This is a genomic window from Paenibacillus wulumuqiensis, from assembly GCF_000971965.1.
GTDB lineage: Bacteria > Bacillota > Bacilli > Paenibacillales > Paenibacillaceae > Saccharibacillus > Saccharibacillus wulumuqiensis.
This window is the reverse complement of the sequence record NZ_KQ040794.1, coordinates 173,954-199,664: the sequence shown is the minus strand read 5'-3', so window position 1 is coordinate 199,664 and position 25,711 is coordinate 173,954. Positions and strand designations below refer to the sequence as shown.

20 protein-coding genes and 1 riboswitch are annotated in these 25,711 nt (G+C 49.3%); of the genes, 7 read left to right on the top strand and 13 right to left on the bottom strand.

All coding sequences use genetic code 11. The features are described 5' to 3' along the window. Positions 1 to 137 precede the first annotated feature (137 nt). Positions 138 to 3,032: a type I pullulanase gene (gene pulA / locus WH45_RS05810; RefSeq protein ID WP_046213449.1), complete on the bottom strand. Its 2,895-nt coding sequence runs from the start codon at positions 3,030 to 3,032 to the stop codon at positions 138 to 140. 553 nt (positions 3,033 to 3,585) lie between these two features. Between pulA and WH45_RS23545 the strand changes: the two genes are divergently transcribed. After that, positions 3,586 to 3,756: a hypothetical protein gene (locus tag WH45_RS23545; RefSeq protein ID WP_156075148.1), complete on the top strand. Its 171-nt coding sequence runs from the start codon at positions 3,586 to 3,588 to the stop codon at positions 3,754 to 3,756. Positions 3,757 to 3,937: 181 nt separating this feature from the next. On the opposite strand, the gene WH45_RS05805 is transcribed toward WH45_RS23545, so the two are convergent. The 5 genes from WH45_RS05805 to gcvH form a co-directional block, all read right to left on the bottom strand. Next, positions 3,938 to 4,450: a GNAT family N-acetyltransferase gene (locus tag WH45_RS05805; protein WP_046213448.1), complete on the bottom strand. Its 513-nt coding sequence runs from the start codon at positions 4,448 to 4,450 to the stop codon at positions 3,938 to 3,940. Positions 4,451 to 4,531: 81 nt separating this feature from the next. Further along, on the bottom strand, positions 4,532 to 5,074 hold the full coding sequence (locus WH45_RS05800; RefSeq protein ID WP_046213447.1) for a DUF2569 family protein: 543 nt from the start codon (positions 5,072 to 5,074) through the stop codon (positions 4,532 to 4,534). A gap of 215 nt (positions 5,075 to 5,289) precedes the next feature. Beyond that, a complete protein-coding gene (locus WH45_RS05795) occupies positions 5,290 to 6,135 on the bottom strand; it encodes an SDR family oxidoreductase (RefSeq protein WP_046213446.1) in 846 nt (281 codons plus the stop codon). 341 nt (positions 6,136 to 6,476) lie between these two features. Then, positions 6,477 to 6,698 carry a hypothetical protein gene (locus tag WH45_RS05790; RefSeq protein WP_046213445.1) on the bottom strand — a complete coding sequence of 74 codons (222 nt, stop codon included), beginning with the start codon at positions 6,696 to 6,698 and terminating at the stop codon, positions 6,477 to 6,479. 556 nt (positions 6,699 to 7,254) lie between these two features. Continuing rightward, positions 7,255 to 7,647 (bottom strand): glycine cleavage system protein GcvH, encoded by a 393-nt coding sequence (gcvH, locus tag WH45_RS05785; protein ID WP_046213444.1) that lies wholly within the window; start codon positions 7,645 to 7,647, stop codon positions 7,255 to 7,257. Positions 7,648 to 7,829: 182 nt separating this feature from the next. Next, a riboswitch (glycine riboswitch) is annotated at positions 7,830 to 7,924 on the top strand. 292 nt (positions 7,925 to 8,216) lie between these two features. On the opposite strand from gcvH, the gene gcvT reads away from it, so the two are divergent. From gcvT to WH45_RS05760, 5 genes are all read left to right on the top strand, one after another. After that, positions 8,217 to 9,332: a glycine cleavage system aminomethyltransferase GcvT gene (gene gcvT, locus WH45_RS05780; RefSeq protein WP_046213443.1), complete on the top strand. Its 1,116-nt coding sequence runs from the start codon at positions 8,217 to 8,219 to the stop codon at positions 9,330 to 9,332. A 65-nt stretch (positions 9,333 to 9,397) separates the two neighbouring features. After that, positions 9,398 to 10,753, top strand: coding sequence for an aminomethyl-transferring glycine dehydrogenase subunit GcvPA (gcvPA, locus tag WH45_RS05775; protein WP_046213442.1), 1,356 nt, complete (start codon positions 9,398 to 9,400; stop codon positions 10,751 to 10,753). A 68-nt stretch (positions 10,754 to 10,821) separates the two neighbouring features. After that, the gene (gene gcvPB, locus WH45_RS05770) at positions 10,822 to 12,279 is read left to right on the top strand and encodes an aminomethyl-transferring glycine dehydrogenase subunit GcvPB (protein WP_046213642.1); all 1,458 of its coding nucleotides are present in this window, start codon (positions 10,822 to 10,824) and stop codon (positions 12,277 to 12,279) included. Positions 12,280 to 12,530: 251 nt separating this feature from the next. Next, the gene (locus WH45_RS05765) at positions 12,531 to 13,082 is read left to right on the top strand and encodes a GNAT family N-acetyltransferase (protein WP_046213441.1); all 552 of its coding nucleotides are present in this window, start codon (positions 12,531 to 12,533) and stop codon (positions 13,080 to 13,082) included. Between the two features lie 142 nt (positions 13,083 to 13,224). Then, positions 13,225 to 13,542, top strand: coding sequence for a putative quinol monooxygenase (locus tag WH45_RS05760; protein WP_046213440.1), 318 nt, complete (start codon positions 13,225 to 13,227; stop codon positions 13,540 to 13,542). A gap of 423 nt (positions 13,543 to 13,965) precedes the next feature. On the opposite strand, the gene ptsP is transcribed toward WH45_RS05760, so the two are convergent. From ptsP to WH45_RS05725, 7 genes are all read right to left on the bottom strand, one after another. Then, positions 13,966 to 15,678, bottom strand: a complete 1,713-nt coding sequence (gene ptsP, locus WH45_RS05755) for a phosphoenolpyruvate--protein phosphotransferase (RefSeq protein WP_046213439.1) — start codon at positions 15,676 to 15,678, stop codon at positions 13,966 to 13,968. Further along, a complete protein-coding gene (locus WH45_RS05750; RefSeq protein ID WP_017813500.1) occupies positions 15,671 to 15,946 on the bottom strand; it encodes an HPr family phosphocarrier protein in 276 nt (91 codons plus the stop codon). The genes ptsP and WH45_RS05750 overlap by 8 nt, the downstream gene beginning before the upstream one ends. A gap of 507 nt (positions 15,947 to 16,453) precedes the next feature. Next, positions 16,454 to 18,508 (bottom strand): glucose-specific PTS transporter subunit IIBC, encoded by a 2,055-nt coding sequence (ptsG, locus tag WH45_RS05745; protein ID WP_046213438.1) that lies wholly within the window; start codon positions 18,506 to 18,508, stop codon positions 16,454 to 16,456. A 440-nt stretch (positions 18,509 to 18,948) separates the two neighbouring features. Continuing rightward, entirely contained in the window at positions 18,949 to 19,806 is an 858-nt protein-coding gene (gene glcT / locus WH45_RS05740) for a glucose PTS transporter transcription antiterminator GlcT (protein WP_046213437.1), read from the bottom strand. A 302-nt stretch (positions 19,807 to 20,108) separates the two neighbouring features. Next, the gene (locus WH45_RS05735) at positions 20,109 to 21,728 is read right to left on the bottom strand and encodes a flotillin family protein (RefSeq protein WP_052723632.1); all 1,620 of its coding nucleotides are present in this window, start codon (positions 21,726 to 21,728) and stop codon (positions 20,109 to 20,111) included. Between the two features lie 157 nt (positions 21,729 to 21,885). After that, the gene (locus tag WH45_RS05730) at positions 21,886 to 22,443 is read right to left on the bottom strand and encodes an NfeD family membrane protein (RefSeq protein ID WP_046213436.1); all 558 of its coding nucleotides are present in this window, start codon (positions 22,441 to 22,443) and stop codon (positions 21,886 to 21,888) included. Positions 22,444 to 22,899: 456 nt separating this feature from the next. Next, complete coding sequence (locus WH45_RS05725; protein ID WP_046213435.1) at positions 22,900 to 24,066, bottom strand: iron-containing alcohol dehydrogenase; 1,167 nt, start codon at positions 24,064 to 24,066, stop codon at positions 22,900 to 22,902. Between the two features lie 492 nt (positions 24,067 to 24,558). On the opposite strand from WH45_RS05725, the gene WH45_RS05720 reads away from it, so the two are divergent. Continuing rightward, entirely contained in the window at positions 24,559 to 25,647 is a 1,089-nt protein-coding gene (locus tag WH45_RS05720; RefSeq protein WP_046213434.1) for an alpha/beta fold hydrolase, read from the top strand. Positions 25,648 to 25,711: the final 64 nt, after the last annotated feature.

The window sequence follows — 25,711 nt, the reverse complement described above, 5'->3', positions numbered from 1 at the left end:
GTCATTATTCACGTTTACGGGTTGGTTATGATTTTAACAGGAACAGCCCATGATTTCCACAACCAATGCAGTCATCGTCACGATCCGTCTCTTGGGTAAGACAAAAAGCCGCCCTGTTATGGGCGGCTCTGCCTGGATCAGCCGGTTGGTTCAATATCAAATTCCGGATCCCCGCTCTTGATAACCACTTTCATCGTGTCCTGCTTCGTATCGACGAAAATGTAGCGGTCCGTATCAATGTCTTTGGCCTGCCATTCCTTGAGACGGATAATAAAGCCGATATTCGTCTCATCTGGAGCAATCAGAATCTTTGCAATGGCGCGCCCATTCTCTACCCGCTCAAAATCCACCTGACGGTGACCGAGTACAGATCCCCATACCCACAGATTCCAGCCGCGGTAATCCTGATTCGGACGCTCATATTCCACTTCGATGCTGCGTGGTACATAAGGCATTACTTCCACGAACCACTGGGCAGTCGCTTTGCCGCAGGTTACCGTGATCTTGGTCTTGCCTGGGTAAATACCGCGCACCACACCATCCTTGTTCACCCGTGCTACCCGCTTATCGCTGGAATTCCAGGTCAGCTTGGGACGGGCGATCGGGCGGCCGTACTGGTCAAGCACGTCTGCCTTCAGACGCATTCTTTTGCCGATATAGACCTGATGCTCGCCCTGCAGGTTCACCATATGCGGTACCAGTGTCTCCACATGCAGCAGCAGACAGCTCTCCACATTGCCGCAGGATACGCAGATCGTACTGGAGCCTTCACTCAGGGCTTTCATTTGTCCATCGGAGCGAACCGAGACGACCTCTTCATTGGAGGACTGATAGCGTACACGTTCAGCCGTATAGATTCTTCCACGCTGATCCCGCGGTACGACTCTCAGGTGCAGCTTCTCTCCCGGTTCCATGATGCTAGGGGTATACTCCCACTCCAGACTCGCTGGAATCGGCTTGTACTGATCTTCTTCATCGAACAGGACCATCATGGACAATGGAGCTACCGTCACTTCTCCACCGAGTACCGAAGCGAGCGGATAAACGCCTGCTTCACGATCGTTGACGACTACCTGCCATTGACGGCTGAACTGCGGCAGGGTGACTTTCTGTTCGGTCGTCGCCGAATTGTAAATGACAATAATATGACGCCATTTGTCGCCATGTGCATACTCGCCCAGCTGGAAAGCGACGATCTGGTGATCACTGCGCAGCACGCGCAGATGGTTCTCCACGTCTTTGCGATCGCTCATGCGGAAGGCCGGATGGCTCATACGCAGCTGAATCAACCCTTTATAATAATCGAATACCTGACGGAAACGCTGCTTGTTGCTCCAGCGGATCGCATTGATAGCATCCGGACTGCGATAGCTATTATGATCACCATATTTGCTGCGCAGCAGTTCATCCCCTGCATGAATAAAAGGAATTCCCTGGCTCGTCAGCACAATGCCATTGGCCAGAATCGAACGTCGTACCCATTCCTGAGCCATTACATCATTGGGATCGATATATTTGTAAGGATCTGCCTGTTCCACAGCTTCCGCAACATCGCGTCCATCCGGCAGCCGACCGTTGTCCATATGCAGGAAAGACAGCTTTTCCTCCGCACCGCTCACCCGTACAATTTTGTCCCATAGATTCAGATTGTCATGGGCTGTCACATAGTTGATGCTTTCGCTTGGATGATCGGTAAAGTCGCCTATGGAGCCATAGATGCCCTTGACCAGATCGCCTTCCTTGCCAAATTCGCCGGTAGCAAATCCGCGGGTCTCGTCATCACTGCCGCCCTTGATCGCACTGCGGAAGTTATCATTGAACAAAGCAAATCCCTTACTGCGCTGAGCACCTTTGAGCGTCTGCTGCGGCAGCGGCGACCAGCCGCCTGTCCATGGCTCTCCATAGATCAGGATGCATGGATCAATATCACGACGCAGTTCCTGGGTCAGCTGGGTGACGGTCTCGGTATCGATCAGGCCCATCAGGTCAAAGCGGAAACCGTCCAGATGGTACTCGTTCGCCCAGTAACGGAGTGAATCCTTGATATATTTGCGCACCATTGGACGTTCGGTAGCAATCTCATTGCCTACCCCGGAACCGTTGGTCAGTTGTCCGCGCTCATCCGTCCGGTAGAAATAACCCGGAATCAGACGGTCGAATGGGCCATCATCCACGGAGAACGTATGATTGTACACGACATCCAGAACGACACGCATACCTTCGCCATGCAGTGCCTGTACGACTTTTTTGAATTCACGGATACGGGATGTTGGGTCCCATGGATCTGTGGAATAGGCACCTTCCGGCACATTATAATGCTGTGGGTCATAACCCCAGTTGTATTTGGCCTGCTCTGAATCGGGATCATCCACCGTCAGTTCGTTGACCGTCTGGAAATCGGCGATCGGCAGCAGATGGACATGGGTTACACCCAGCTCACGCAGATGGTCAATCCCGATACTGTTGCCATGTTCATCGCATAATCCAGTCTCGGTAAAAGCAAGAAACTTACCTTTGTGCTGCATCGACGCTTCAGGGTCTACCGAGAAATCTCGCACATGCAGTTCGTAGATCACCGCATCGGTCAGACTGGCCATCGGCGGACGAATATCATTTTCCCAGCCTTCCGGATCTGTGCTGCGCAAGTCCACAACAGCCGTACGCTGGCCGTTCGGCGAGACAGCACGCGCATACGGATCAACCGCATATTCCACACTGCCATCCCGAAACTCTGCCCGGTACATATAATATTTGCCGGCCAGATCGCCTTCGTGATCCAGTACCCATACACCGCCTTCTTCCGATTGCATCGGAATCTCCAGGCCGCCGGTATGATCATGCACCAGACCTTCGTGATCATATTCGCCGGGTTCATCGTACAATGCCACACTTACTTGCACTGCATCCGGTGTCCACACCTTGAAAATGCTATGCTGCGGCGTATATTGAATGCCCAGATCATCTATATCATAAAAATAGTCAGTCGCAATATCCATATTACGGGTTAACGAGTGATTCATTTTATCCAGCATATTATTCACCACCATTTAGATAGACTTGTTTTTCTTTTACAGTTTCCTTACGACTCAGACGCCTCTTTTATTTCTCTATCGGTTCATTAACCCATACGGCAAAGTTATTTCTCTATTTTATATATCCTAATAGATCCCATAATTATTCATCGGAAATTTTGTCGAATTCTTGAAGGTTCTGTAAAACTTTAGTCCTATAAACCCGACTTAAATCCTGGAAAATAAGGAATACCACTCAATGTGCAAACGTTGGCACAGAAAGAGGAAGCCTATTTGTGTTCTTTCCTGTTTCCTGTGTATCAGGGTATTATTTGAACTATTATTACCGCAAATTACCTGGTTTGAATAAACAAATACAATTTTAGTTGAATTAAAAAAAGCACCAGAGATCACTTTTTATTAAACCCCGCGTTTATATGGCCAAACGCTGGCTAAATAACAGAGCATACTCTGCTTCTTGTTTGGGCAAATTGGCAGTTTTTGTTTATTATGGAACTCTATCAATATCCTCTCCGTATAACTATTTATATCCGTAAATAAAGGAGGAATTCTTATGCATAAGCTGATGAAGATTGGGAAATGGATCGTATTAACTCCGTTTATTTTGCTGGCAGGTGCGCTCAACCTGGATGATTATGTATTATTTTTAAAAGACATTCTGCATGGCAAACAGCAGCATGAAGGTAAAGCCGTCTATAATCAAATTGAAAGAATCCGCAGTTAATACGCTCGTAACTTACTCAGATTGGCAAATTAGAAAAACAACAGCATCTTTTGCATAAACGCAATGCTGCCCGCTTCCCCACGCTACATACAAACAGCCTGCTCCCCTCAAAGGAACAGGCTGTTTTGCTGTAATTAGAAGCGATATTTGCTTTTACTCCCGATTCTTATAAAGAAGCTGTTTAAGCATCCAGACGTTTACCCAAAATAGTCAGGTGACGCTCTACACCATCCAGAATCGCCACGCGGGGCAGATGACCCCAGTCTTCAAAGCCAAACTTGCGCAGCAGATTCAGGCTTGGATCATTATGGGCAAATACGAATCCCAGCAGTGTGTGAATATGCAGCGATGGCGCCTGCTCAATCGCATAGCTGACCAGCTTGCTGCCAATGCCTTTTCCATGAAAATCATGATGCACATATACGCTCAGCTCTACTGTTCCATTATAGGCCGGCCGCCCGTAAAAGGTCTGAAGGCTCGCCCAGCCTGCGATCTGTCCGTCCTGCCACAACACCCAGAGTGGACGGCGCTCCGGCACATGCTCGTCAAACCAGGCCTGACGGCTCTCCACCGTCACCGGCTCTGTATCGGCAGTTGCCAGACGTCCCGGAATGGAAGCATTGTAAATCTCCACAATCGGCTGCAGGTCCTCCTGCCGGGCAATTTGGATCTCATAGGAAACAGCTTTGTTCAAGGGTATCACTCCTGCACTATATTTTTATATACGATACCACCTGAACGCCGATTCGTCTATCCACTCCTGCTGTATCCGGAATTAACGGATAAATGTATTTTTGACACGTACGGAACGTGTGAAATACATATTCCAGGCCAGCGTCAATACCGCACCCCAGATCATGGAAGCGACCATGGTGGATGTAGGCGGCACGACGAAAAAGGCAATAACGGCAAAAGCCAAGCTGAGGATCAGATACATTCTGGCGATTCTCGGGAACGACTTTCTGCGGGTATACAGCATTACCATCATCAGGATCAAAAGGACAAACTGAATGATCGAGACCACAAGCTCATAGACCGACAAGGACTGCAGATTATCCCCGTACATGGACATCACCGAGCGAACTTCCGCAGGAAGCGCGTCTTCGTTGGCTGCCAGAAACAGCATCGCTATGTATGTAGGGATGGAGATAAGCGCAATAAACAAGCTCCAGTATATATAGATCTGAAACACGGTCAACCAGCCACCCAGCCCGACCAGCGGAGGACGGGAACCTGGAGGACCCGGAGGCTGTGGTGCGCCATGTGGCGGACGTTCACGTTCATGGTCATTCGGATTAGGCGGATAATTATTATTCATTTTTTCGTACCTTCTTTTCTCTAAAAATTAGCATCAGTCCATGACGCCGGAACAACATTCTTATTCAGTCTACCACAGGTTCCGGGAGAATCACATTTTAAGTCTCCGTCTGCAAAAGGTCCATATGACCTTATTTACAGCAGCAGCGATCATGCTGCCGCTGCCAACATATCCTATTTGGCATGAGCGGCAGGCAGCAGGCCATCCTTGCCGATTCACAGCCCGACCTGCTGCTCACTCCATGTCCACAGCCGTTCGGCTTCCTGCTGGTCTTCCGCTTTTGGACGCAATGAATGCAGCTGCTTGCGATAATAATAAGCCCCTGACTTGCCTTCTACCGACTCATCGTCCGTCAGGAAGATCGCGGTCTCCGCTCCCTGCTCGGGTGTCTGGAAAAAGGGCATATGGGCGACCGAAGCGAGAATGCGCTTGCCGAACCCGGTCTCCCGGTCGACTCCGATACTGGTCGCTACGGCGCCGGGATGCAGGCTGTTCACCGTGACGGATGTGCCTTCCAGCCGCTGAGCGAGGATGCGGGTAAAATAAATATTCGCCAGCTTGGACTGGGCATACGCTTTGACCACATTATACCCGCTGTGCAGGTGGGGATCGTCCCAGTGAATTTTGCCCAGCTTGTAGGCGCCGGAGCTGACAACGACGATACGGGCAGCTTCCGCTTTGTGCAGGCTGTCCAGCAGCAGATTGGTCAGCAGGAAATGACCCAGATGATTCACACCGATACTCATTTCAAAACCGTCGGACGTCTCCTTGCGCTTCAGGTTGACGACACCTGCATTGTTGAGCAGCACATCCAGGTGATCATAACGTTGGTTGAACTCCTTTGCAAAGCTGCGAATCGTCTCCAGCGAGCCCAGATCGCATTTCATCAGGGTCAGCTTGTCCGATCCGCTCTCCTGACGGGCCTGCTCCAGTGCTTTCTGGCCGCGCTCTTCATTACGGCATCCCATAATCACTTCATGTCCGCGCCGGGCCAGTTCGATCGTCGATGCGAGACCCATGCCTGAGTTGGCACCGGTGATGAATATTCGTTTGGTGTTCATGGTGTTCCTCCTGTTGGGTTTATTCTTTTAAATAAACGCGGGGGGAGTTTTTCACTCAACCAAAGGTGTGACATGTCCAAGGATAGTGGCATCGGTGCTTTTTATGGCTCATAAGTACTCTTGGTGGGCTTAGCGCTCTTAAATACTCCTAAGTGCTCTTAGTGCTCTTAGTGCTCTTAGTGCTCTCAGTGCTCTCAGTGCTCTCAGTGCTCTTGGTGACTGTAGTGCTTGTGATCTTCTTATTGCTTGGGGTTGTTCTTTTTTCATGTTGTTTTGATAGATTGGAGAAAGTAGGTACTTACCGCTCCGTAAAAGGATCGTACTTCCGCTCTCTGTTAAGATCAGCTATCTTGAAAGACTGCCTTCAGCAGTCGATAGCCGATCTTAAAGGAGAGCTTCAGTACGATTCCTTTTCCTGCGCTTGGTGAATCTAGTTTTTGCATTGGGAAAAGATTGGAAAGATTGAAAAGCTTTAAGAATTTCGAAGCTCTAAGTAGGTAAAGTGCTTTTAGTGCTTTTATATTTTCATTAATCTCTTTGAATGTTCCTTGATTTTGCTTCATGCTAATTAATTTTCTTTAGCACTTTAATAATTTTTAATTCTCCTTGTGGTTTCTTCATCATTCTTATTACTCTTTAGTCTTTTTAATGTACGTGACCCTTCTGGATGTCCAAGGAACTTGGGGTGATAGAAATTATTGATCGGCGCTCACAGTATGTATTTTTTAAGGAACAATTTTGTGATAAACAGTCCGTAATCATTGGGAATAAGGCGTAACAAAGAAAAATAAAATATACATGCACAAATAACCTCAAAACACCGGGCTGCTGGAATTGGCAGGTGGTGGCAAACTTTCTTGATCTGAATACGGCGAAGTCGCTGGATGCAGGGTTTGTTTAATTGGAAAGTTGGCTGGGTTTTGGGGTTATTGTGCTTTTGGGTTGGTGGATATGGGTGGAAGCAGGCATGGTTAGGCGGTATGCCTGCTTCCGGGTCAGCGCTTTATTTTCGGGTGCCATATGTATCCTTTGCCATGGTTCTCTGCAGGAAAGAACTGGGTTGCGGCAGGTAGTTAGCAGGTTTGGATGTATGGCGGGTTGGTGATTGGTGGTGATCCATTAGTCTTGAGCGTGCTCGGCGTAGGCTTTGGCGTCCATCAGTTTGGACAGGGCGCTTTCCAGTTCGTCGGTTACTTTGAGTTCGATCATCCAGCCGCGTCCGTAGGGGTCGGAGTTGACCAGTTCGGGTTCGGTCTCCAGGTCAGGGTTAAATGTGGTAACGGTACCGGCCAGCGGACAGAACAGGTCGGATACGGTTTTGACGGATTCGATGGTGCCTACGACTTCGTCTGCTGCGACTTCGCGTCCTTCTTCCGGCAGTTCGACGAATACGATATCCCCAAGCTGATGCTGGGCAAAATCGGTAATGCCGATACGGACGGTATCTTCGCTGATGCGCTCTACCCACTCATGTTCCTCACTGTACAACAATTGGTCCTTGATCTCACTCATCGTTCCATTCCTCCGGTTCCATATCATAATTGGGTTTTGATGCCACAAGCGTATAGTAAGGAAGATTGCGCTGTCAAGAGTCTTGACATCCCTCTTTGAATCAAGTATTAATATAATAAACATACATTTTTAATATTTTCATTCATGAATGTTCGGAAATACATAACATCATATGTGAGCGGATGAACGTACAGGGAGAGACTGCCGGCATCAGGGCAGCGCCGAAGGAGTAAGCCGTTATGGTGAATCTCTCAGGCAAAAGGACCTGTACTGGACGCGGCTCTGGAGAGAATCCGGCGGTTATGAACAGACATCATAATCATACCTGAGCGGATCACCAAAGGGGAAACTTATCTCGGCCATATGCTTTTACGAGGAGTATAGCATACAGTGATGGAATATGCTGTATGATCATCCGGCAGTGGGCGAATAAGGTAACTCTCAGGTACCAAGGACAGGGAGGAAAAGGAAAATGCGGGCGATGCCTGTTTATTTCCTGATCCTCCCTGTTTTTTTGTCTGTATGACTTATCCTGTTCCATACCAAATAAACCATGAGGTGAATCATTGATGACTACAGAACTCAAGCGCACACCGCTTTATCCGTTGTATGCCGCATCCGGTTCTCCGCGCTGCATCGATTTTGGCGGCTGGGAACTTCCTGTCCAGTTTACAGGCATCCAGAAAGAACATGAAGCTGTCCGTGAGAAAGCAGGGTTGTTTGACGTCTCCCATATGGGCGAAGTGATCATTAGCGGCTCCGGCTCACTCGATTACCTGCAAAAGATGCTGACCAATGACGTCTCCCGGCTGCAGGATGGTCAGGCGCAGTATACACTCATGTGTTATGCGACCGGCGGTGTCGTCGACGATCTGCTCGTCTACCGGCTGGGCGAAGAGCATTATATGCTTGTCATCAATGCTTCCAACATCGACAAGGATATAGAGTGGCTGCAGAAGCATCTGCCGGAGAGCGTCACGTTGCAAAATATCTCCGAGCAGACGGCGCTGATCGCGCTGCAGGGGCCGCTCGCCGCAGGTATTCTGGCAAAAGCTGCCGGCAGTGATGCGTACAAGGAACTGCCCGGCTTCTCCTTTATCGCCGATGCGGAACTGTTCGGTGCCAAAGTCATCCTGTCCCGCACCGGCTATACCGGTGAAGATGGCTACGAGATCTATGCGCCGGCCGATCAGGCTGGTGACATCTGGACCGGCCTGCTGACAGCCGGTGAAGCCGACGGACTGTTACCCTGCGGACTTGGTGCGCGAGACACACTGCGCTTTGAAGCCAAGCTGCCATTATATGGACAAGAGCTATCGGCAGATATTACGCCGCTTGAAGCCAGTCTCGGTTTCTTTGTGAAGCTGGACAAAGGTGAATTTATCGGCCGCAGCGTACTACTGGAGCAAAAGGAAAACGGAGTACCGCGCAAGCTGGTCGGCGTGGAGATTACCGATCGGGGTATTCCCCGCTCCCATTATCCGGTCTTCCGGGATGGTCGCCAGATCGGTGAAGTGACGACCGGTACCCAGTCCCCTACACTCAAGCGCAACCTCGGTCTCGCTCTGATCGAAACGGAACATGCAGCTATCGGTACCGAGATTGAAGTAGAGATTCGCGGCAAACGCCTCAAAGCCGAAGTCGTCAAAGCTCCTTTTTATAAAAGAAAGCCTGTAACTGTCTGATTGATTATTCCCGTGTCTGATCAACCATCACCCGGCAGCTCCTGCTGCCGAAAGGAGTCTATATAATGAAATTGCATCGCTATATTCCGATGACTGCCCAGAACGAAGCCGATATGTTGGCTGTCGTGGGTGCATCATCCATCGAGGATCTGTTCAAGGATATTCCGGCAGCTGTTCGCTACCAGGGCACACTGCCGATGTCGGACATGCTGGACGAATACGCGCTGACCCGCCATATGTCACAGCTCGCTGGACGCAATGCCGATACGGACCGTTATACCAGCTTCCTGGGTGCAGGCATTTACGACCATCATGTGCCTTCGGTGATCAACCATGTGATCTCCCGCTCCGAATTCTACACTGCCTATACTCCGTATCAACCGGAGATCAGTCAGGGCGAGCTGCAGGCCATTTTTGAGTTCCAATCCTACATTTGCGAATTGACCGGGATGGCTGTAGCCAATGCGAGTATGTACGATGGAGCAACTGCGCTGGCCGAAGCGGCTTCACTGGCAGCCTCTGCGACGCGCCGTACCAAGATCGTCGCCTTCTCCACCATTCATCCGGAAGCACGCGCTGTCGTACGCAGCTATGCACGCGGATTAAATCTGGAAGTAGTTGAAGTAGCCTATGGCGACGGAGTGACCGATATCAGCGCACTTGCCGAAGTGCTGGATGATCAGACGGCTGCGGTACTGGTGCAGTCTCCGAACTTTTTTGGTGGTATCGAGGGGATTCGCGCTGCTGCGGATCTTGCTCATGAACATGGCGCGCTACTCGTTGTCAGCACCAACCCGATTTCACTTGGTCTACTGGAAGCACCGGGCAAGCTGGGAGCGGATATCGTGGTCGGCGATGCACAGCCGCTTGGCATTTCCATGTCCCTCGGCGGTCCTACATGCGGATTCTTCGCGGTATCGCAGGCCCAGATGCGCCGTATGCCGGGCCGTATCGTCGGCCAGACGACCGACCGTGACGGCAAACGCGGCTTTGTACTGACGCTGCAGACACGCGAGCAGCATATCCGCCGCGACAAAGCGACTTCCAATATTTGCTCCAACCAGGCGCTGCTGGCCCTGTCCGCTTCGGTCTACATGTCCATTATGGGCAAACAGGGCATGATCGATGTCGCCGACCTGAATGTACAGAAGTCCCATTATGCCGCACAGAAGCTGTCTTCTGTTCCCGGCCTGAAGCTTGCGTTCCAGTCTCCGTTCTTCAATGAATTTGTAATCCAACTTCCGGAAGGCATGTCCGCAGCCGAACTGAATGTGAAGCTGCTGGAGCAGGGTGTCATCGGTGGTTATGATCTTGGTCTGTCCTATCCGGAGTTATCCGGTCACATGCTGTTCGCCGTAACGGAAAAGCGCACCAAATCCGAGATTGATCAACTGGCAACCCAACTGGAGGCATCCCTATGACAAATGAAACGGTAACGACAACCCCTACAGACGCCAATGCTACAGCATCCGCCGAACTGATCGGCGCAGTGATTAAGGAAAAAGCGCTGATCTTCGAACTCAGCCAACCTGGCCGTGTCGGCTATTCCCTGCCGGAATGCGATGTGCCACGTGTGGAAATGAGCGACGTCATTCCGCAAGACATGCTGCGCAGTGAAGCCGCTGCCCTGCCGGAAGTCTATGAAGTGGATGTTATTCGTCACTATACCGAGCTGTCCCGTCTGAACTTTGGCGTGGATAACGGATTCTATCCACTCGGCTCCTGTACGATGAAATACAACCCGAAAATCAACGAAGATGTCGCCCGCTATGCCGGTTTTGCCAAAATTCATCCGTATCAGCCGGAGCAAAGTATCCAGGGAGCGCTGGAAATGCTGCATACCCTGCAAAACGATCTGGCTGCCTTGACCGGTATGGACGCCGTAACCCTGCAGCCGGCAGCCGGAGCGCACGGAGAATGGACCGGTCTGATGATGATTCGTGCCTATCACGAGAAGCGCGGCGAGCATCGTACCAAAGTCATCGTGCCGGATTCCTCGCACGGAACCAACCCTGCCAGCGCAACGGTCGCAGGCTTCCAGACGATTACCATTCCTTCCAATGAACGCGGCCTGGTCGATCTGGATGCCCTGCGTGCAGCGGTAGGACCGGATACGGCAGCACTCATGCTGACCAATCCGAATACACTGGGACTGTTCGAAGAACAGATTACCGAGATCGCCCAGGTCGTGCACGAAGCCGGCGGTCTGCTCTACTACGATGGCGCCAACTCCAATGCGATCATGGGCATTACCCGTCCGGGTGATATGGGCTTTGATGTGGTCCATCTCAATCTGCACAAGACGATGAGCACGCCTCACGGCGGCGGTGGCCCGGGTGCCGGTCCGGTCGGTGTAAAAAGCCGACTGCTGCCTTTCCTGCCGGAGCCTGTCGTCGAGAAGCTGGAAGATGGCAGCTACACACTGCGTTCCGGTTCACCGGATTCGATCGGTCGTGTCAAAGCGTACTACGGCAACTTTGGTATTCTCGTACGTGCCTATACGTATATCCGCACCTACGGTCCGGAAGGCCTGCGCCGGGTATCCGAATGTGCCGTGCTGAATGCCAACTACATGATGCATCGTCTCAAGGATCACTACATTATGCCGTATGATAATGTATGCAAACACGAATTCGTTATGTCCGGCAAAGGACTGAAGCAGTACGGTGTACGCACGCTTGACGTCGCCAAACGATTGCTCGACTTTGGCTACCATCCGCCTACCGTCTACTTCCCGCTCAATGTGGAAGAATGCATCATGATCGAGCCGACCGAGACCGAGAGCAAAGAAACGCTGGATGCCTTTATCGATACGATGATCCAGATTGCCCAGGAAGCCAAAGACACGCCGGAGCTGGTGCTCAACGCGCCATATACCACAGTGGTCAAACGTCTGGACGAAGCAACCGCAGCCCGCAAGCCGGTACTCAACTGCGCCTGCAGCTAAAACTCACGGCTCATAGCTTACGGCATATATAGATTAAAGCAATCAAGGAACTTATCGTAGCGATAAGTTCCTTGATTGCTTTTTGTATGTACTTTATACCCGCGCTGGCTTTAAATAAGCGCTATCGATTACCTGATATACGATTTTCTAATATCCGCATAACCCATTTAATTCTTGCTATTTACCTGCTGCTTCATCAGGCTGTATATTGAGAGATAGGAGTTTATATTGATTTCAGTAGGAGGATAACCATGATTTACAGAAACGCTACAATCGATGATATACCGGCTATCGCTGAATTACAGCAAAAATACCATATTACAACCATCAGTGAACAGGACAAACCTCATGGATTTGTGACCACCCTGTTTACAAACGAGCAATTCAAAGAAATCATTGAAAAGGAAAATGGAGTCACTATTGCGTGTGATAACGATAAAGTTATCGCTTACGTGATGGCAGCTTCCTGGGAATACTGGTCCAAATGGCCGCTTTTTCAGCATATGATTGGCGATTTGCAGCATACCGAATACAGAGGAACCGTACTGTCTACAGACAACAGCTACCAATACGGACCGATCTGCATCGATACGACATACAGAGGCACCGAAGTACTTAAAAAGGTTTTCGAATTTTCCAAAAAACAAATGAGTCAACGATATCCGATCCTGATCACATTCATCAACCATATCAATCCAAGATCCTATGCCGCCCATACCCAAAAACTCGGTCTCGATGTTATCAAAAGCTTTGAATTCAACAATAACAACTACTATGAACTGGGCTGCCTGACATCGGATTAAATGACTGCGCATCACATCAGTCAACTGTACTTCAGATTACGCTGTTATACATCAATATGACCGAATACACAATCACTTTACGCTTTCCTGCCAACCCATTTTCGATAACCATCACCTATTCATTTACGAAAAGAGGAATATTATGAGCAGATTCGGATTGTTCGGCAAATTTACAGTACAGGAAAACCAGCGCGACAACATGGTCAGCATTCTGCTGGACGCTGCAGAATCGATGAAAGATCTACAAGAATGCGAAATTTACACGATCAGCATCGCCGAAAATGAACCGAATTGCGTATATGTCTACGAAGTATGGAGCAGCGAGCAAGCCCACCAGGCATCCCTGCAACTGGAAGCTACCCAGACTCTAATCCAACAAGCCAAACCCATCATCACCGGCATGGAAAGAATCAGCATCTTTCACCCCCTCGGCGGCAAAGGACTGCCTTCCACCTCATAAGCAGTACTTATTATCATTTAAATTCGAGCCAATACTCATTACCTATCAATACCGTTTTCTCTTCAAAAATAAACTCTTAACCCACTGCTTAAGCCAAACCTATTACCCAACCCACCTCTCGTTTCTTTTGTGCAAGACTGGTTCCAACCAAGTTCCCCAGGCGCACTTAGCGAAGGGAAAGGAATCATTCCAGAGGCCGACATTTAAGAATGGATATTTACCGCAATAGCGGTTATTCCGAATATCCATTCTTAACCGGAGGCCGCCGGAATGATCCTTTCCCGCAGCGAATTCCCTCTTAGCTCTTGTTCATCTTTACACAAAAAACCGAAAAAAAGCTGATTTCCCGAATCAATTCAGGAAATCAGCTTAATGGGATTGTTGGAAAAAGAATAAATGAATCGAAAACGGTAGGTCCGTCAATTACACCTGAATCGCGTTTACCAGTTCGACAACCTGCTCTGCTGTCTGCATGTCGAGTGCTTTGGTAGCCAGCTCCTGCATTTCAGCTTTGGACAGTTTGGCGATTTGGCTGCGTGCAGGCAGAATCGAGCTTGCACTCATACTGAACTCATCGAGTCCCAGACCGAGCAGCAATGGAATCGCTGTGGCGTCCCCTGCCATCTCGCCGCACATTCCGGCCCATTTGCCTTCTTTGTGCGCTGCATCGATAACCATTTTAACCAGACGCAGAATGGACGGATTATATGGTTGATACAGATAGGATACACGTTCGTTCATACGGTCAGCTGCCATCGTGTACTGGATCAGATCGTTAGTGCCGATACTGAAGAAGTCCACTTCTTTGGCAAACTGGTCGGCCAGAACTGCTGTGGAAGGAATCTCAACCATGATGCCGAGTTGGATGTTGTCCGATACGGATACACCTTCAGCAACCAGTTTTTCTTTCTCTTCCATCATTACCGCTTTGGCTTCACGGAATTCGCCCAGTGTCGCGATCATTGGGAACATGACGCGCAGTTCACCATATACGCTTGCACGAAGCAGCGCACGCAGTTGAGTGCGGAAAATGTCCTGACGATCCAGACACAGACGGATAGCACGGAACCCGAGGAACGGGTTCATTTCTTTTGGCAGAACCAGATAAGGCAGTTCCTTGTCGCCACCGATATCCAGCGTACGAACAACTACAGGCTTGCCTGCCATTTTTTCGAGCACGGTTTTGTAGGCGTTGAACTGTACATCCTCGGATGGCAGCTCATCACGGCCCATGTACAGGAACTCTGTACGGTACAGACCTACTGCTTCGCCGCCGTTATCAATAACGCCAGATACATCATTTGGAGTACCAATGTTGGCAGCCAGTTCGATGTGAACGCCGTCTTTGGATACAGTTGCTTCATCGCGCAGTTTGCGCCATTCTGCTACCTGTGCCTCATAAGCTTCACGTTTCGCACGGTATTCTGCCAGTGTCGCTTCATCCGGATTCACAATTACGTTACCTTCGAGACCATCGACGATAACCATATCTCCGTTTTGTACAACTTCCATAACTTCCTTCGTTCCTACTACTGCCGGGATCTCCAGGGAGCGTGCCATGATCGCAGAGTGGGAAGTACGTCCGCCAATGTTGGTTGTGAAGCCTTTTACATAATTGCGGTCCAGCTGAGCTGTATCGGAAGGCGTCAGGTCTTCGGCAATGATGACCACTTCTTCACGGATTTCAGCAGGGCTCTGGAAATTCACGCCCATCAGATGGTTGATCACGCGCTTCGTTACGTCGCGCATATCCGCAGCACGTTCTTGCAGGTACGCGCTTTTCATGTTTTCAAACATGGTTACGAACTGGGAAGCCACTTCGTTCAGTGCATATTCAGCATTGATCATATCGGAAGAAATTTTGTCTTTTACCGGATCGATCAATTCAGGGTCATTCAGAATGAGCAGGTGAGATTCGAAAATCTCTGCCTTTTTTGCTCCCATTTCTTGCAGCGTGCGCTCTTTGATCGCCTCAAGTTCCACTTTGGATTGCTCCAGAGCAGACGTGAGTTTAGCCAGTTCCGCATCGGCATCACTTACTGAGCGTTTGGTGATTTCATACTCAGGATGTTCCAGACGGAATGCTTTGGCAATGGCGATGCCCGAAGACGCCGCAATTCCCAAAATATTAGCCATTGATTTCGCCTAGCCCTTCATTAACCATTACATCAGTCAGAGCTTGCAGAGCCGCTTCTTCTTCTGCACCAGTAGTGGACAGAACGATAGTGTCACCTTGCTCCAGACCCAGGGACAGAACGCCCAGGATAGATTTCAGGGTTACTTTTTTACCTTTAGCTTCAGCGAAAGATTCAGTAGAAGCAAATTTGTTAGCAGCTGTTACCAGTGCAGTTGCCGGGCGTGCGTGGATACCATCTTCATCAACGATTTTGAATGTTTTTTCCATTATAAAGTCACTCGCTTTCTGTTAGTAGTAATAGAGATGTAACTATTAAGCCATCCACTCTATTGTACAGCATAATAAACCTTGATGCACGTTCTGTAAGAAAAATTTTCGACTTTTTTCAGCAATACGCAGCAATTTGCGGCAAAATTTAGGCAAATTCATTTCTTTACCATACAATTGCTCTTTCTTGCCAAAACATGCTTTCATTTTATAATGATAGCAAACTATAGGCGAAGTTCCAGGGAACCGCCTATAGTTTGCTGTGAAACACATCCTGTATACATACACTTAATACTTAGACATAAATCCTGAGGATTAAGCAGCTTACCGAGCTGATTCGTCGAAATGAGTTGTGTTTTTCTGGATGCCGGACTATTCAGTTGGATGCTGATCGATCTGCCTGTTAAGCAGCTGATTGTAATACAGAGAATGTATTCCGGCAAGAACCCCTTTTACGGACGGCTCTTACCGGACCTTGCGGATACGTCATTCACAGTGAAACTGCGATTATTTGATGGAGATAATGTCGCCTTCTCCAGATTTGACTGTTCCGGATTTCTTCAGCGTTACCGCTGCACCTTCCGGCAGGTTGGAGAAGATTACAGGTGTAATGATCGATGGAGCATTAGCTTTTACATATTCCAGATCCACTTCGAGGATCGGTTGGCCTGCCATTACGTCGTCACCTTCAGCAACCAGTACAGTGAAGCCCTGGCCTTTCAGTTTAACGGTGTTCACGCCAACGTGTACCAGGATCTCTTTGCCGGTCTCGGACATGATGCCGATCGCATGCTTGCTTGGGAATACGTTAAATACTTTACCGTTTACCGGAGAAGCGATTGTTCCATTCGAAGGCAGGATCGCAAAACCGTCACCGGTCATTTTTTGCGAGAATACCGGATCCGGTACTTCGCTGATATTCAGCAGTTCACCGCTTGCCGGAGCTACGATAACTTCTTCAGTCATCACATCTACCTGGTTTTCGGCAGTGCCTTTGGCCGGTTCATTATCTACACTTGGAGGTGTAGGACGCGGTGTACGGCCAGCGATAATGTCCTGCATTTGCGATTTGATCGTATCGGAACGTGTACCGAAGATCGCTTGAATGTTGTTACCCACTTCCAGTACGCCAGAAGCGCCCAGCGATTTTAGACGGTCTTTGTTAACGTTTTTCGGTTCTTTAACCTGGATACGCAGACGAGTAATACAAGCATCCAGACTGGAAATGTTTTCCTGTCCGCCAAATGCGTCCAGAATCTTGCCAGGCAGTTCGTCCTGTGTTGTGCTGCCGCCAGTGTTGTCTTCATCCGAAGCAACCGTATCTTCACGACCCGGTGTTTTCAGGTTGAATTTGCGGATAGCGAAACGGAAACCAAAGTAGTACACAACTGCCAGGATCAGACCGACGATGATAACATCCCACCATGCGGTACGGTTCGGAATAACCCCGAACAGGATAAAGTCAATCAGACCACCAGAGAAAGTCATACCGATCTTAACGCCGAGAATCTGCATAGTCATGAAAGACAGACCTGCGAAGATGGCATGGATACCGAACAGGACTGGAGCTACGAACAGGAATGAGAATTCCAGCGGCTCTGTAATACCTGTCAGGAAGGAAGTCAGTGCTGCAGAAGCCATGATACCTGCAACATATTTTTTGTGCTGTGGCTTGGATTCATGATAGATTGCCAGTGCTGCCGCAGGCAGACCGAACATCATGAACGGGAACTTACCAACCATGAATGTACCCGCTGTGAACGGCACGCCGTCACGCAGCTGAGCCATAAAGATCTTCTGGTCACCACGTACCAGTTGACCTGCTTTATTGACATATTCACCAAATTCAAACCAGAACGGTGAGTAGAAGATATGATGCAATCCGAAAGGAATCAGTGAACGTTCGATAACCCCGAAGATAAATGCGGACAGTGTAGGGTTCGCATCGACCATGTTGTGGGAAACGTTGTTCAGCAGAGACTGAATCGGAGGCCATACCACGATCATAACCAGACCAAGGAGCAGGGATGTAACAGCCGTCATAATTGGAACGAAACGTTTACCTGCAAAGAAACCCAGGTAAGATGGCAGTTCGATTTTGAAGAACCGCTTGTACATCGCTGCTGCCAGAATACCGACGATGATACCGCCGAATACACCGGTTTGCAGAGTAGGAATACCAAGTACGGAAGCCAGTGCAAAGTTACCTTTACCCACATCTTCAGCTTTAATACCCATAGCTGTACCCATCGTTACGTTCATAATCAGATAACCGATAATTGCTGCCAGACCGGCAACGCCTTCTCCTCCTGCAAGACCGACGGCAACCCCGACGGCAAATAGCAAGGACAGGTTATCAAATACGATTTGCCCGGAGTTCATCATTACTTCAGCAGTAATTTGAACCCACTGGGCGTTCAATGCCGGAATATACTTTAAAAAGTCCGGATTGATCAGCAGGTTACCGATACCCAGCAGCAGACCTGCAGCTGGCAGGATCGCAACCGGAAGCATCAGTGCTCTACCAACTTTTTGCAAAACGCCAAACAGACGTCTAAACAATACAGCCACTTCCCCTCTTGAATATAATGGATGATTTTGAGTTGCAGTGCAGGCAGGATTCACTTCTTCAATGTGTATGACCCAAACCGATAATATATTAAACCAATTCAGCTAATATATTACAAAAATGGAACTTTCTTGATTCCTCAACCTCACTGCATTCAACAACCGACTAGTGTATAGCATGCAAAAAAGGCATGAGCAAACAACGTATCTGTACACAGAAGCTATGCCTGCAGATAAGGATATAATGATCCCTCTGCTATGCAGCTTCGCTACAAATACTTTGTTAACTCATGCCTGATCGAATCAGTAACACGTTATAAACGCTATTCGTTTGTTGATTACGTTCTGAATTATAGCACTCTCATTTTGAACATGCAAGCCTTTTCATTAAAAAAGTATTCAGCATACTTTTTTACACTGACCCGGATACCATTTCATGATCCATTCTCGGTTTCATTTTTCTCGACGAACCGCTGCAGATGCATGGTCAGATAGCTGACTTCGGCTCCATATACCGGCCGGCGCAGGCGTCTTTCCATCATTTTGGTCAGCTTCCAGGCCAGTGAATACACTTCCGGATATTCGACTTTGAGCATCTCTTCCAGCCGATGGGTCGCCGCTACTTTCTCGCCGCGCCGGATGCGCTCGATCGCAAACCGCAGATGGGTCAGCAGCCGGGAGTAATCCAGACTATCGCCGGTAATGGTAATATGCAGACTATCCTCCACCACTTTGACCATATCGGCGATCAGACGGGAATGCGCCTTGATCTGGGTAATATGCTGGTCGGTCAGCGCACTGTAAATATGCAGCGCGACAAAACCGATCTCGTCTTCTTCCAGGCTGACGCCCAGTTTATTTTTGATCATCTCCAGCGCGTGCTCGGCCAGCCGGTACTCGGTCGGATACATCTCCCGGGTCTCATACAGAAAAGGATTTTGCACGGTCATGCCCTGTTCGGCACGCTTGATCGCAAATGCGATATGATCGGTCAATGCAATATGAATATGCTCGTTGAGCGGGGTTTTGCTTTCTTTATTAATAAAGTGAATAATCTCGTTAATCACTTCAATGATACGTTCGTCAATCTGTGTGGCCAGCTGCTTGTACTGCTCCTGCTCCTGCTGATTGGTTAGAATGAACATTTTCTCGACGACATTGAGCGGAATCTGATCGCGCGTCTTGCGGTTGAATCCGATCCCCTTGCCGATCACGACTACCTCTTCATACTGAGGATGATCTGCAATAATTACGTTATTATTCAGTACTTTAGCCACCTGTAGGCTGCTCACAGTTGCACCCCTTTTACTATCGCCTTATCCCGAATAAGTTATCAAAAAATAACAGGCTAGTCAACATAATCTGCACATTGCTCCGTCACAGCGAAAAAGACGATAAAGCCTTGATTTATCCGGCTTCATCGTCTTTTTGCCTATTCCATGGATATCCTGATCCGGAATCCAGAGTTGTTATACACAGATACATCTATTATACACTTGCCGCGGGCAGGTTACAAATGATAAGCAGGTATGGGCATAGGCACTGATGGCAGCATACATTGATTTCATCGGTGGCCTTGCAAAATGGATCGGCTTTACTCTTTATCCATTGTGGCATCGGGGATGCGGTTGGTGGATTTGATTTCAAGAGTCGGTGTTGTCAGTTCCACTGGCCGGATACCGTCTGCTTCGCCATGTGCCGGGTACGAACGGTTAGTATCGGAAAGTACGGGCTGGCGTTCGGCAGAAGTATTGTTTTTGCCGGCGAATCCCTGAATCAGCTGTTCCAAATCGAGACCCGATACACTTTTGAGCATCTCGGGAGCGGTTGCCATCAGCTCGGTGACATAGCTGCTCACCCGTGCTGCTCCGCCGCCTTCCCCTTTGCCGGTATCGACGACGGTCAGCTTGTCGATATTGCTGAGCGGCTGGGCGATTTTGCCTGCCAGTTCCGGCAGCATTTTGGCGACGATATCGAGAATGGCCGCCTGACCGTAGTTTTCGAAAGCTTCCGCCAATTTTTGCTTGGCTTCCGCTTCGGCCAGGCCGCGCAGACGAATAACTTCGGCTTCGGCGGTACCTTTGGCACGTTCAGCATCGGCTGTCGCCAGACCAGCGAGCCGCTGCTGCTCGGCAGATGCTTTGGCTTCCGTTTCAATGGAGTACTGTTTGGCTTCGGCTTCACGCATTTTACGTGCTTTGTCCGCCTGGGCAGCCTGCTCGACCGCAAAGCGATCGGCTTCGGCCTTTTTCTTCACTTCGGCGTCATACTGTTTCTCGCGTACGGTAATTTCTTTTTCTTTCAGATCGATCTCGCGTTCTTTGCGGACGAGTTCGATTTTCATTTGTTCTTCGATCATGATCTGTTTGGCTTTGGCTTCCTGAATCTGATACGCCTGATCGGCTTCCGCACGTGCGGTATCCTGATCTTTTTTGAAGGCGGCGATTTTCAGTTCTTTTTCCTTTTCCGCTTCGGCGATATGGGTATCCCGCAGCAGTTCGGCTTTTTGTCCTTCTTCTTCGGCACGGGCTTTCTGAATGCGGGAGTCACGCAGTGCTTCGGCCTCGGCGATATCCGCATCACGCTTCACAGCGGCAATGCGCGGTTTACCAAGAGATTCCAGATAGCCATGCTTGTCACGAATATCCTTGATGGTAAAGGAAACGATCTGCAGACCCATCTTCTTGAGATCACGCGCTGCCACGCTCTGTACTTCCTGAGCGAAGCGGTCACGGTTGCGGTACACTTCCTCGACGGTCATGGAGCCCATAATTGAACGCAGATGTCCTTCCAGCACTTCCTGGGCTTCGCCCTGCAGCGCTTGAATCGGCTTGCCCATGAACTGCTCGGCGGCTGTAGCCACATCTTCAACAGAGCTGCCGATCTTGATAATGGCTACGCCATCTGCCAGTACCGGTACACCCTGCTCTGTATACACTTCCGGTGTCGTTACATCCAGCTTGTGGGACAGCAGGGACAGAAATTCGGATTTCTGAAAAATCGGCCAGATAAATGCACCGCCGCCGCGGACGATCTTGATCTTGCGGCCGGCGCCATCATCCGAGATGTTTTTGCTGCCGAGAAAGGAACCGGTCACAACCATCGCTTCATCGGTGCTTACCGTTTTGTAACGGGCCCAGAAGGTAATACCCAGTACGACGAGTACGATTACGACAACGGCAGGAATCAGAATCATTTCATTCATTATGGTCATTGTAGTCTCTCCTTTGAATCGGTGATAAGTGTTGTAACACGGTTGCTATAGATGATAAATGTTGCAACACGATTGCTATAATTGATCGCTGTAACTTCTACTTCTATTTTTACTTCTAACGGCACTGCACAAGCAGTCATACATTATTCTTGCAGCACTATAATGATTTTATTGGTTGTTCCAGCGGGTCCGCTGCCTGATTCTGCTCAAATTCCGCTACTGCCAGTACACCTGCCGACTCCTCTATGATGACGACACGGACACCTGCCGCGATAGGACAGTGCTCAAAACTGGACGCGATATGTACCGTATTGCCACCTGCGACTTTGATCATGACTTCGCCATATCCCTGACCGGGAACCGGTATGGTCACTTCCCCGATCCGCCCGATCATCTCCCGGATCGAATAGGACGTGGATACTTCGCTGTTCTCCATCGGTTTGACATAGGCAAAAAATACAAACAACGCGCCTGCAACCGCCGCCAGAATGGATAGTAACAGCTCTACGCCAAGCGACAGCTCCGTATACCTGGCCAGCAAAATACCTGCTCCACCAAATACGGTGACCATGCCTGCCAGTACGATCGGCTTGAACACGTCCGGTCCGGGCAGCTCCAATCCGCCAAGTACATCACCCAGCAGGTCACCGAAAAGCAGACTGAACAGCGCATATACCGCTCCGATAATCAGACAGGTCCAATATAGCGTTTCCATAAATGCTCGCTCCTTTCCCTTCTCTGACATGACCGCCGCAGCCTGTAAGAATGGTATACGATAACAGGCGAATAAGGCTGATAATTGGCGATATACCGATATTTACGTATTATCTGGCGTGAAGTTGCATTTTTTTACCTTTAAAGGAATAGTTATGTCAAAATAACCACTTCATTCGCTTCTTATCTCTTCACGTTATAGGTACAGTTACAACCAATAGGTGCAGTTACAAAAACAACAAATACCCCTCTTACTGACTGAACACAAAAAAGCACTGTTTCCAAACGATCCTGAGGATCGAGGAAACAGTGCTTTTGGCTATATATGTGCTGAATTGATATTAACAATCATCCTTTATTCCGATCCAGCCTTATACAGGCAGCAGGTTCGTATTATTGATCTGCTCCTGCATAAGGCTGTGATAAAGGTACGGATAGATCTCGAAATGTCTGCTGCTTACAGGGACATACGATAGATTTCGCGTACATCGTCTGCCTGCAGTTTGGCAAAGTTACCGAAGGAAGGACCGAATTTCAGTGTTTTCTCGACCATCAGGTCAATCTGGCTGTCATCGATATCGTAATCGGCCAGACGGCTAGGTGCACCGATGGATGTCCAGAAGTCACGTAGTGCCTGGATGCCTTCTGCGCCCACTTCTTCGTCGCTCTTGCCTGCAGGGTCAACGTGGAATACGTTAACAGCCAGCTTGGCAAAACGGGAAGGGTCCACTTTGAGGTTATACTGCATCCAGTTCGGGAACAGGATCGCCAGACCGCCGCCATGAGGGATATCGTACACTGCGGATACCGCATGCTCGATATTGTGGGTTGCCCAGTCACCGGTTACGCCCATGCTCAGCACACCATTCAACGCCATTGTACCGGAGTACATGATAGTGGAACGCAGCTCGTAGTTCTCCAGATCATTGATCAGGTGAGGAGCGGCATCGATCACAGCACGCAGTACGGATTCACAGGAGCCGTCCTGTACCGGTGTATTTTGCTCAGGATGGAAATATGTCTCCAGTACGTGGGACATCATATCCACCACACCGTATACTGTCTGATCCTTCGGCAGGGAATACGTGAATTCCGGATCGAGGATCGAGAATGCCGGGAAGGAATACTGGGAACCCCAGCCAAGCTTCTCCTGAGTCTCGCTGTTGGTAATGACGGAACCGGAATTCATTTCCGAACCGGTCGCTGCCATGGTCAGCACTACGCCAAGTGGCAGTGCGCCCTGTGGAGCGGCTTTGCGTTCGATAATATCCCACATGTCACCATCGTATTTGGCACCTACGACGATCGCTTTGGCACAGTCGATAACACTGCCTCCGCCGACAGCCAGTACCAGATCGATCTGGTTGGCTTTGCACAGCTCTACACCTTTATGAACAGTGGACAGACGCGGGTTTGGTTCTACGCCTGCCAGCTCGGTTACGTTGGCATCAATCTCTTTTAAGTATTGAACAACCTGGTCGTACAGTCCGGCACGCTTGATGCTGCCGCCGCCGTATACCAGCAGTATGTTTTTACCGTATTTCGGTACTTCACGCTTCAATGTCTCCAGCTGGCCTTTACCAAAGATAAGGCGGGTTGGATTATAAAATTCAAATGATTTCATCTGAGAATAGCCTCCCTTACAGGATATAAGATTTGGGGAACTCCGTGAGAAACACACTCATTCAGGTTTGGAGATCAGAATATTGATAGTAACTAATAAGTAAGTTACGGTTTCTCACTACTTTACAAGTATACACCTTTGCGCCGCAAAAACAAAATCCAGCTTGTTCCCTTTGCTGATTTAACCACAAAATTCTCACACCAAACGAAAAGAACTCCTCCTTTACGCTTCCTATTCCTTTTGTGACTCCACCCAGAGATTGATATTGGGCGATTATGCTGAATAAGTAGTTAAAAATTCCTCTTCCTGTCCAATATACGAGTAGAGGTTGTGGACATTTTAAAAAAGCACAAAGGTTGTATCCATGGAACCTCTACGGATCTGTAAGGCTTTTGTCGATATTCAAAGTTCACTATCGATCTGTAACGTCTTCGTGCTTTCTGCAACGCCTGTTTGCAATGCCTATTATTGAAGGAAAGGATTACCCTACTCATGAAAACATCCAACTCTGCAGAACCCCGCAAAAGCGGACGCTCCTGGAAAAAGATCCTCCTCCGCACTTTTATTTCGCTGGTTGGAGTGATCATTCTGCTGCTGGCAGCAGGATTCATTTATGAACATATCGCTTCCAGGCAATCCCAGGCGAGCTATCCGCCGCCCGGCAAAATGATCGACATTAACGGTTACCGGCTGCATGTGCACACTTATGGTAGCGGATCACCGACCATCCTGCTGGAAGCTGGCAGCGGAGAGTCCAGTCTGTCCTGGAGGCAGATTCCCGAGCAGCTGGCAGCCTCTACAGGCGCTACCGTCGTCACCTATGACCGTGCAGGCTATGCCTGGAGTGACAGCAGCCCGCTGCCGCGTACCGGACAGAATATCGTCAAGGAGCTGCACACCGCCCTGCAAAAAGCCGATATTCGCGGTCCCTATCTGCTCGCCGGTCACTCACTCGGCGGCATGTATACCCGGCTGTTCGCCCAGACGTATCCGGATGAAATAGCAGGCATGGTATTGATCGATGCCCGGCCGGAGAATGATGCAGAGCGTACAGAGCCGATCTATAAAGAGGAACATGCCGGCAGTTCCACACCGTCTCCGTATATTTCCATTTTCCTGACGGAGGTAGGGGCTTTCCGCCTGTTCCCCAACTTCATGCTGACCGGAAGGGTCGAGCCGGAAGACCGTAAGGATTTCGTCAATGTGGTGGCGTCGCCGAAATACTTTAAAGCCGTCTCCGAAGAAGGAAAGCTTGCCAGTACAACCGAAGATGCCATCCGCAATCAAAATCTTGGTGATCTGCCGGTCCGGGTGATTGCCCGTGGCCAGGAACAGGATTTGACTCGCTTTGGGATCAGCGAAGAAGCGAACGACAAGATTGAGAGGAGCTGGCAGATTGGGCAGCGCGAGATGCTTTCCATTTCTCATAACAGCAAACTGATTATAGCCAAGAAAAGTGAGCACATGATTATTCATGATCAGCCTAAGCTGGTTATCCGGGTGATTGAAGAGCTGCTGGCAGAGATCCGGGAGAAATCCCCTGCTGGCGGCAGCAAAGGAGCGGCTGCCGCCTCTTCCTGATCAGACAGCTGAATATCACCGAATTCCAAATTGGAAAATCTTTTGGAAGCGAACGTAAAAAAGG

What these genes read in the sequence shown, in the direction of transcription:
- pulA (WP_046213449.1), bottom strand. Translation starts at nt 3,032, where the DNA reads ATGCTGGATAAAATGAATCACTCGTTAACCCGTAATATGGATATTGCG.
- WH45_RS23545 (WP_156075148.1), top strand. Translation starts at nt 3,586, where the DNA reads ATGCATAAGCTGATGAAGATTGGGAAATGGATCGTATTAACTCCGTTT.
- WH45_RS05800 (WP_046213447.1), bottom strand. Translation starts at nt 5,074, where the DNA reads ATGAATAATAATTATCCGCCTAATCCGAATGACCATGAACGTGAACGT.
- WH45_RS05795 (WP_046213446.1), bottom strand. Translation starts at nt 6,135, where the DNA reads ATGAACACCAAACGAATATTCATCACCGGTGCCAACTCAGGCATGGGT.
- WH45_RS05790 (WP_046213445.1), bottom strand. Translation starts at nt 6,698, where the DNA reads ATGAAGCAAAATCAAGGAACATTCAAAGAGATTAATGAAAATATAAAA.
- gcvH (WP_046213444.1), bottom strand. Translation starts at nt 7,647, where the DNA reads ATGAGTGAGATCAAGGACCAATTGTTGTACAGTGAGGAACATGAGTGG.
- gcvT (WP_046213443.1), top strand. Translation starts at nt 8,217, where the DNA reads ATGACTACAGAACTCAAGCGCACACCGCTTTATCCGTTGTATGCCGCA.
- gcvPA (WP_046213442.1), top strand. Translation starts at nt 9,398, where the DNA reads ATGAAATTGCATCGCTATATTCCGATGACTGCCCAGAACGAAGCCGAT.
- WH45_RS05765 (WP_046213441.1), top strand. Translation starts at nt 12,531, where the DNA reads ATGATTTACAGAAACGCTACAATCGATGATATACCGGCTATCGCTGAA.
- WH45_RS05760 (WP_046213440.1), top strand. Translation starts at nt 13,225, where the DNA reads ATGAGCAGATTCGGATTGTTCGGCAAATTTACAGTACAGGAAAACCAG.
- ptsP (WP_046213439.1), bottom strand. Translation starts at nt 15,678, where the DNA reads ATGGCTAATATTTTGGGAATTGCGGCGTCTTCGGGCATCGCCATTGCC.
- WH45_RS05750 (WP_017813500.1), bottom strand. Translation starts at nt 15,946, where the DNA reads ATGGAAAAAACATTCAAAATCGTTGATGAAGATGGTATCCACGCACGC.
- WH45_RS05735 (WP_052723632.1), bottom strand. Translation starts at nt 21,728, where the DNA reads ATGACCATAATGAATGAAATGATTCTGATTCCTGCCGTTGTCGTAATC.
- WH45_RS05730 (WP_046213436.1), bottom strand. Translation starts at nt 22,443, where the DNA reads ATGGAAACGCTATATTGGACCTGTCTGATTATCGGAGCGGTATATGCG.
- WH45_RS05725 (WP_046213435.1), bottom strand. Translation starts at nt 24,066, where the DNA reads ATGAAATCATTTGAATTTTATAATCCAACCCGCCTTATCTTTGGTAAA.
- WH45_RS05720 (WP_046213434.1), top strand. Translation starts at nt 24,559, where the DNA reads ATGAAAACATCCAACTCTGCAGAACCCCGCAAAAGCGGACGCTCCTGG.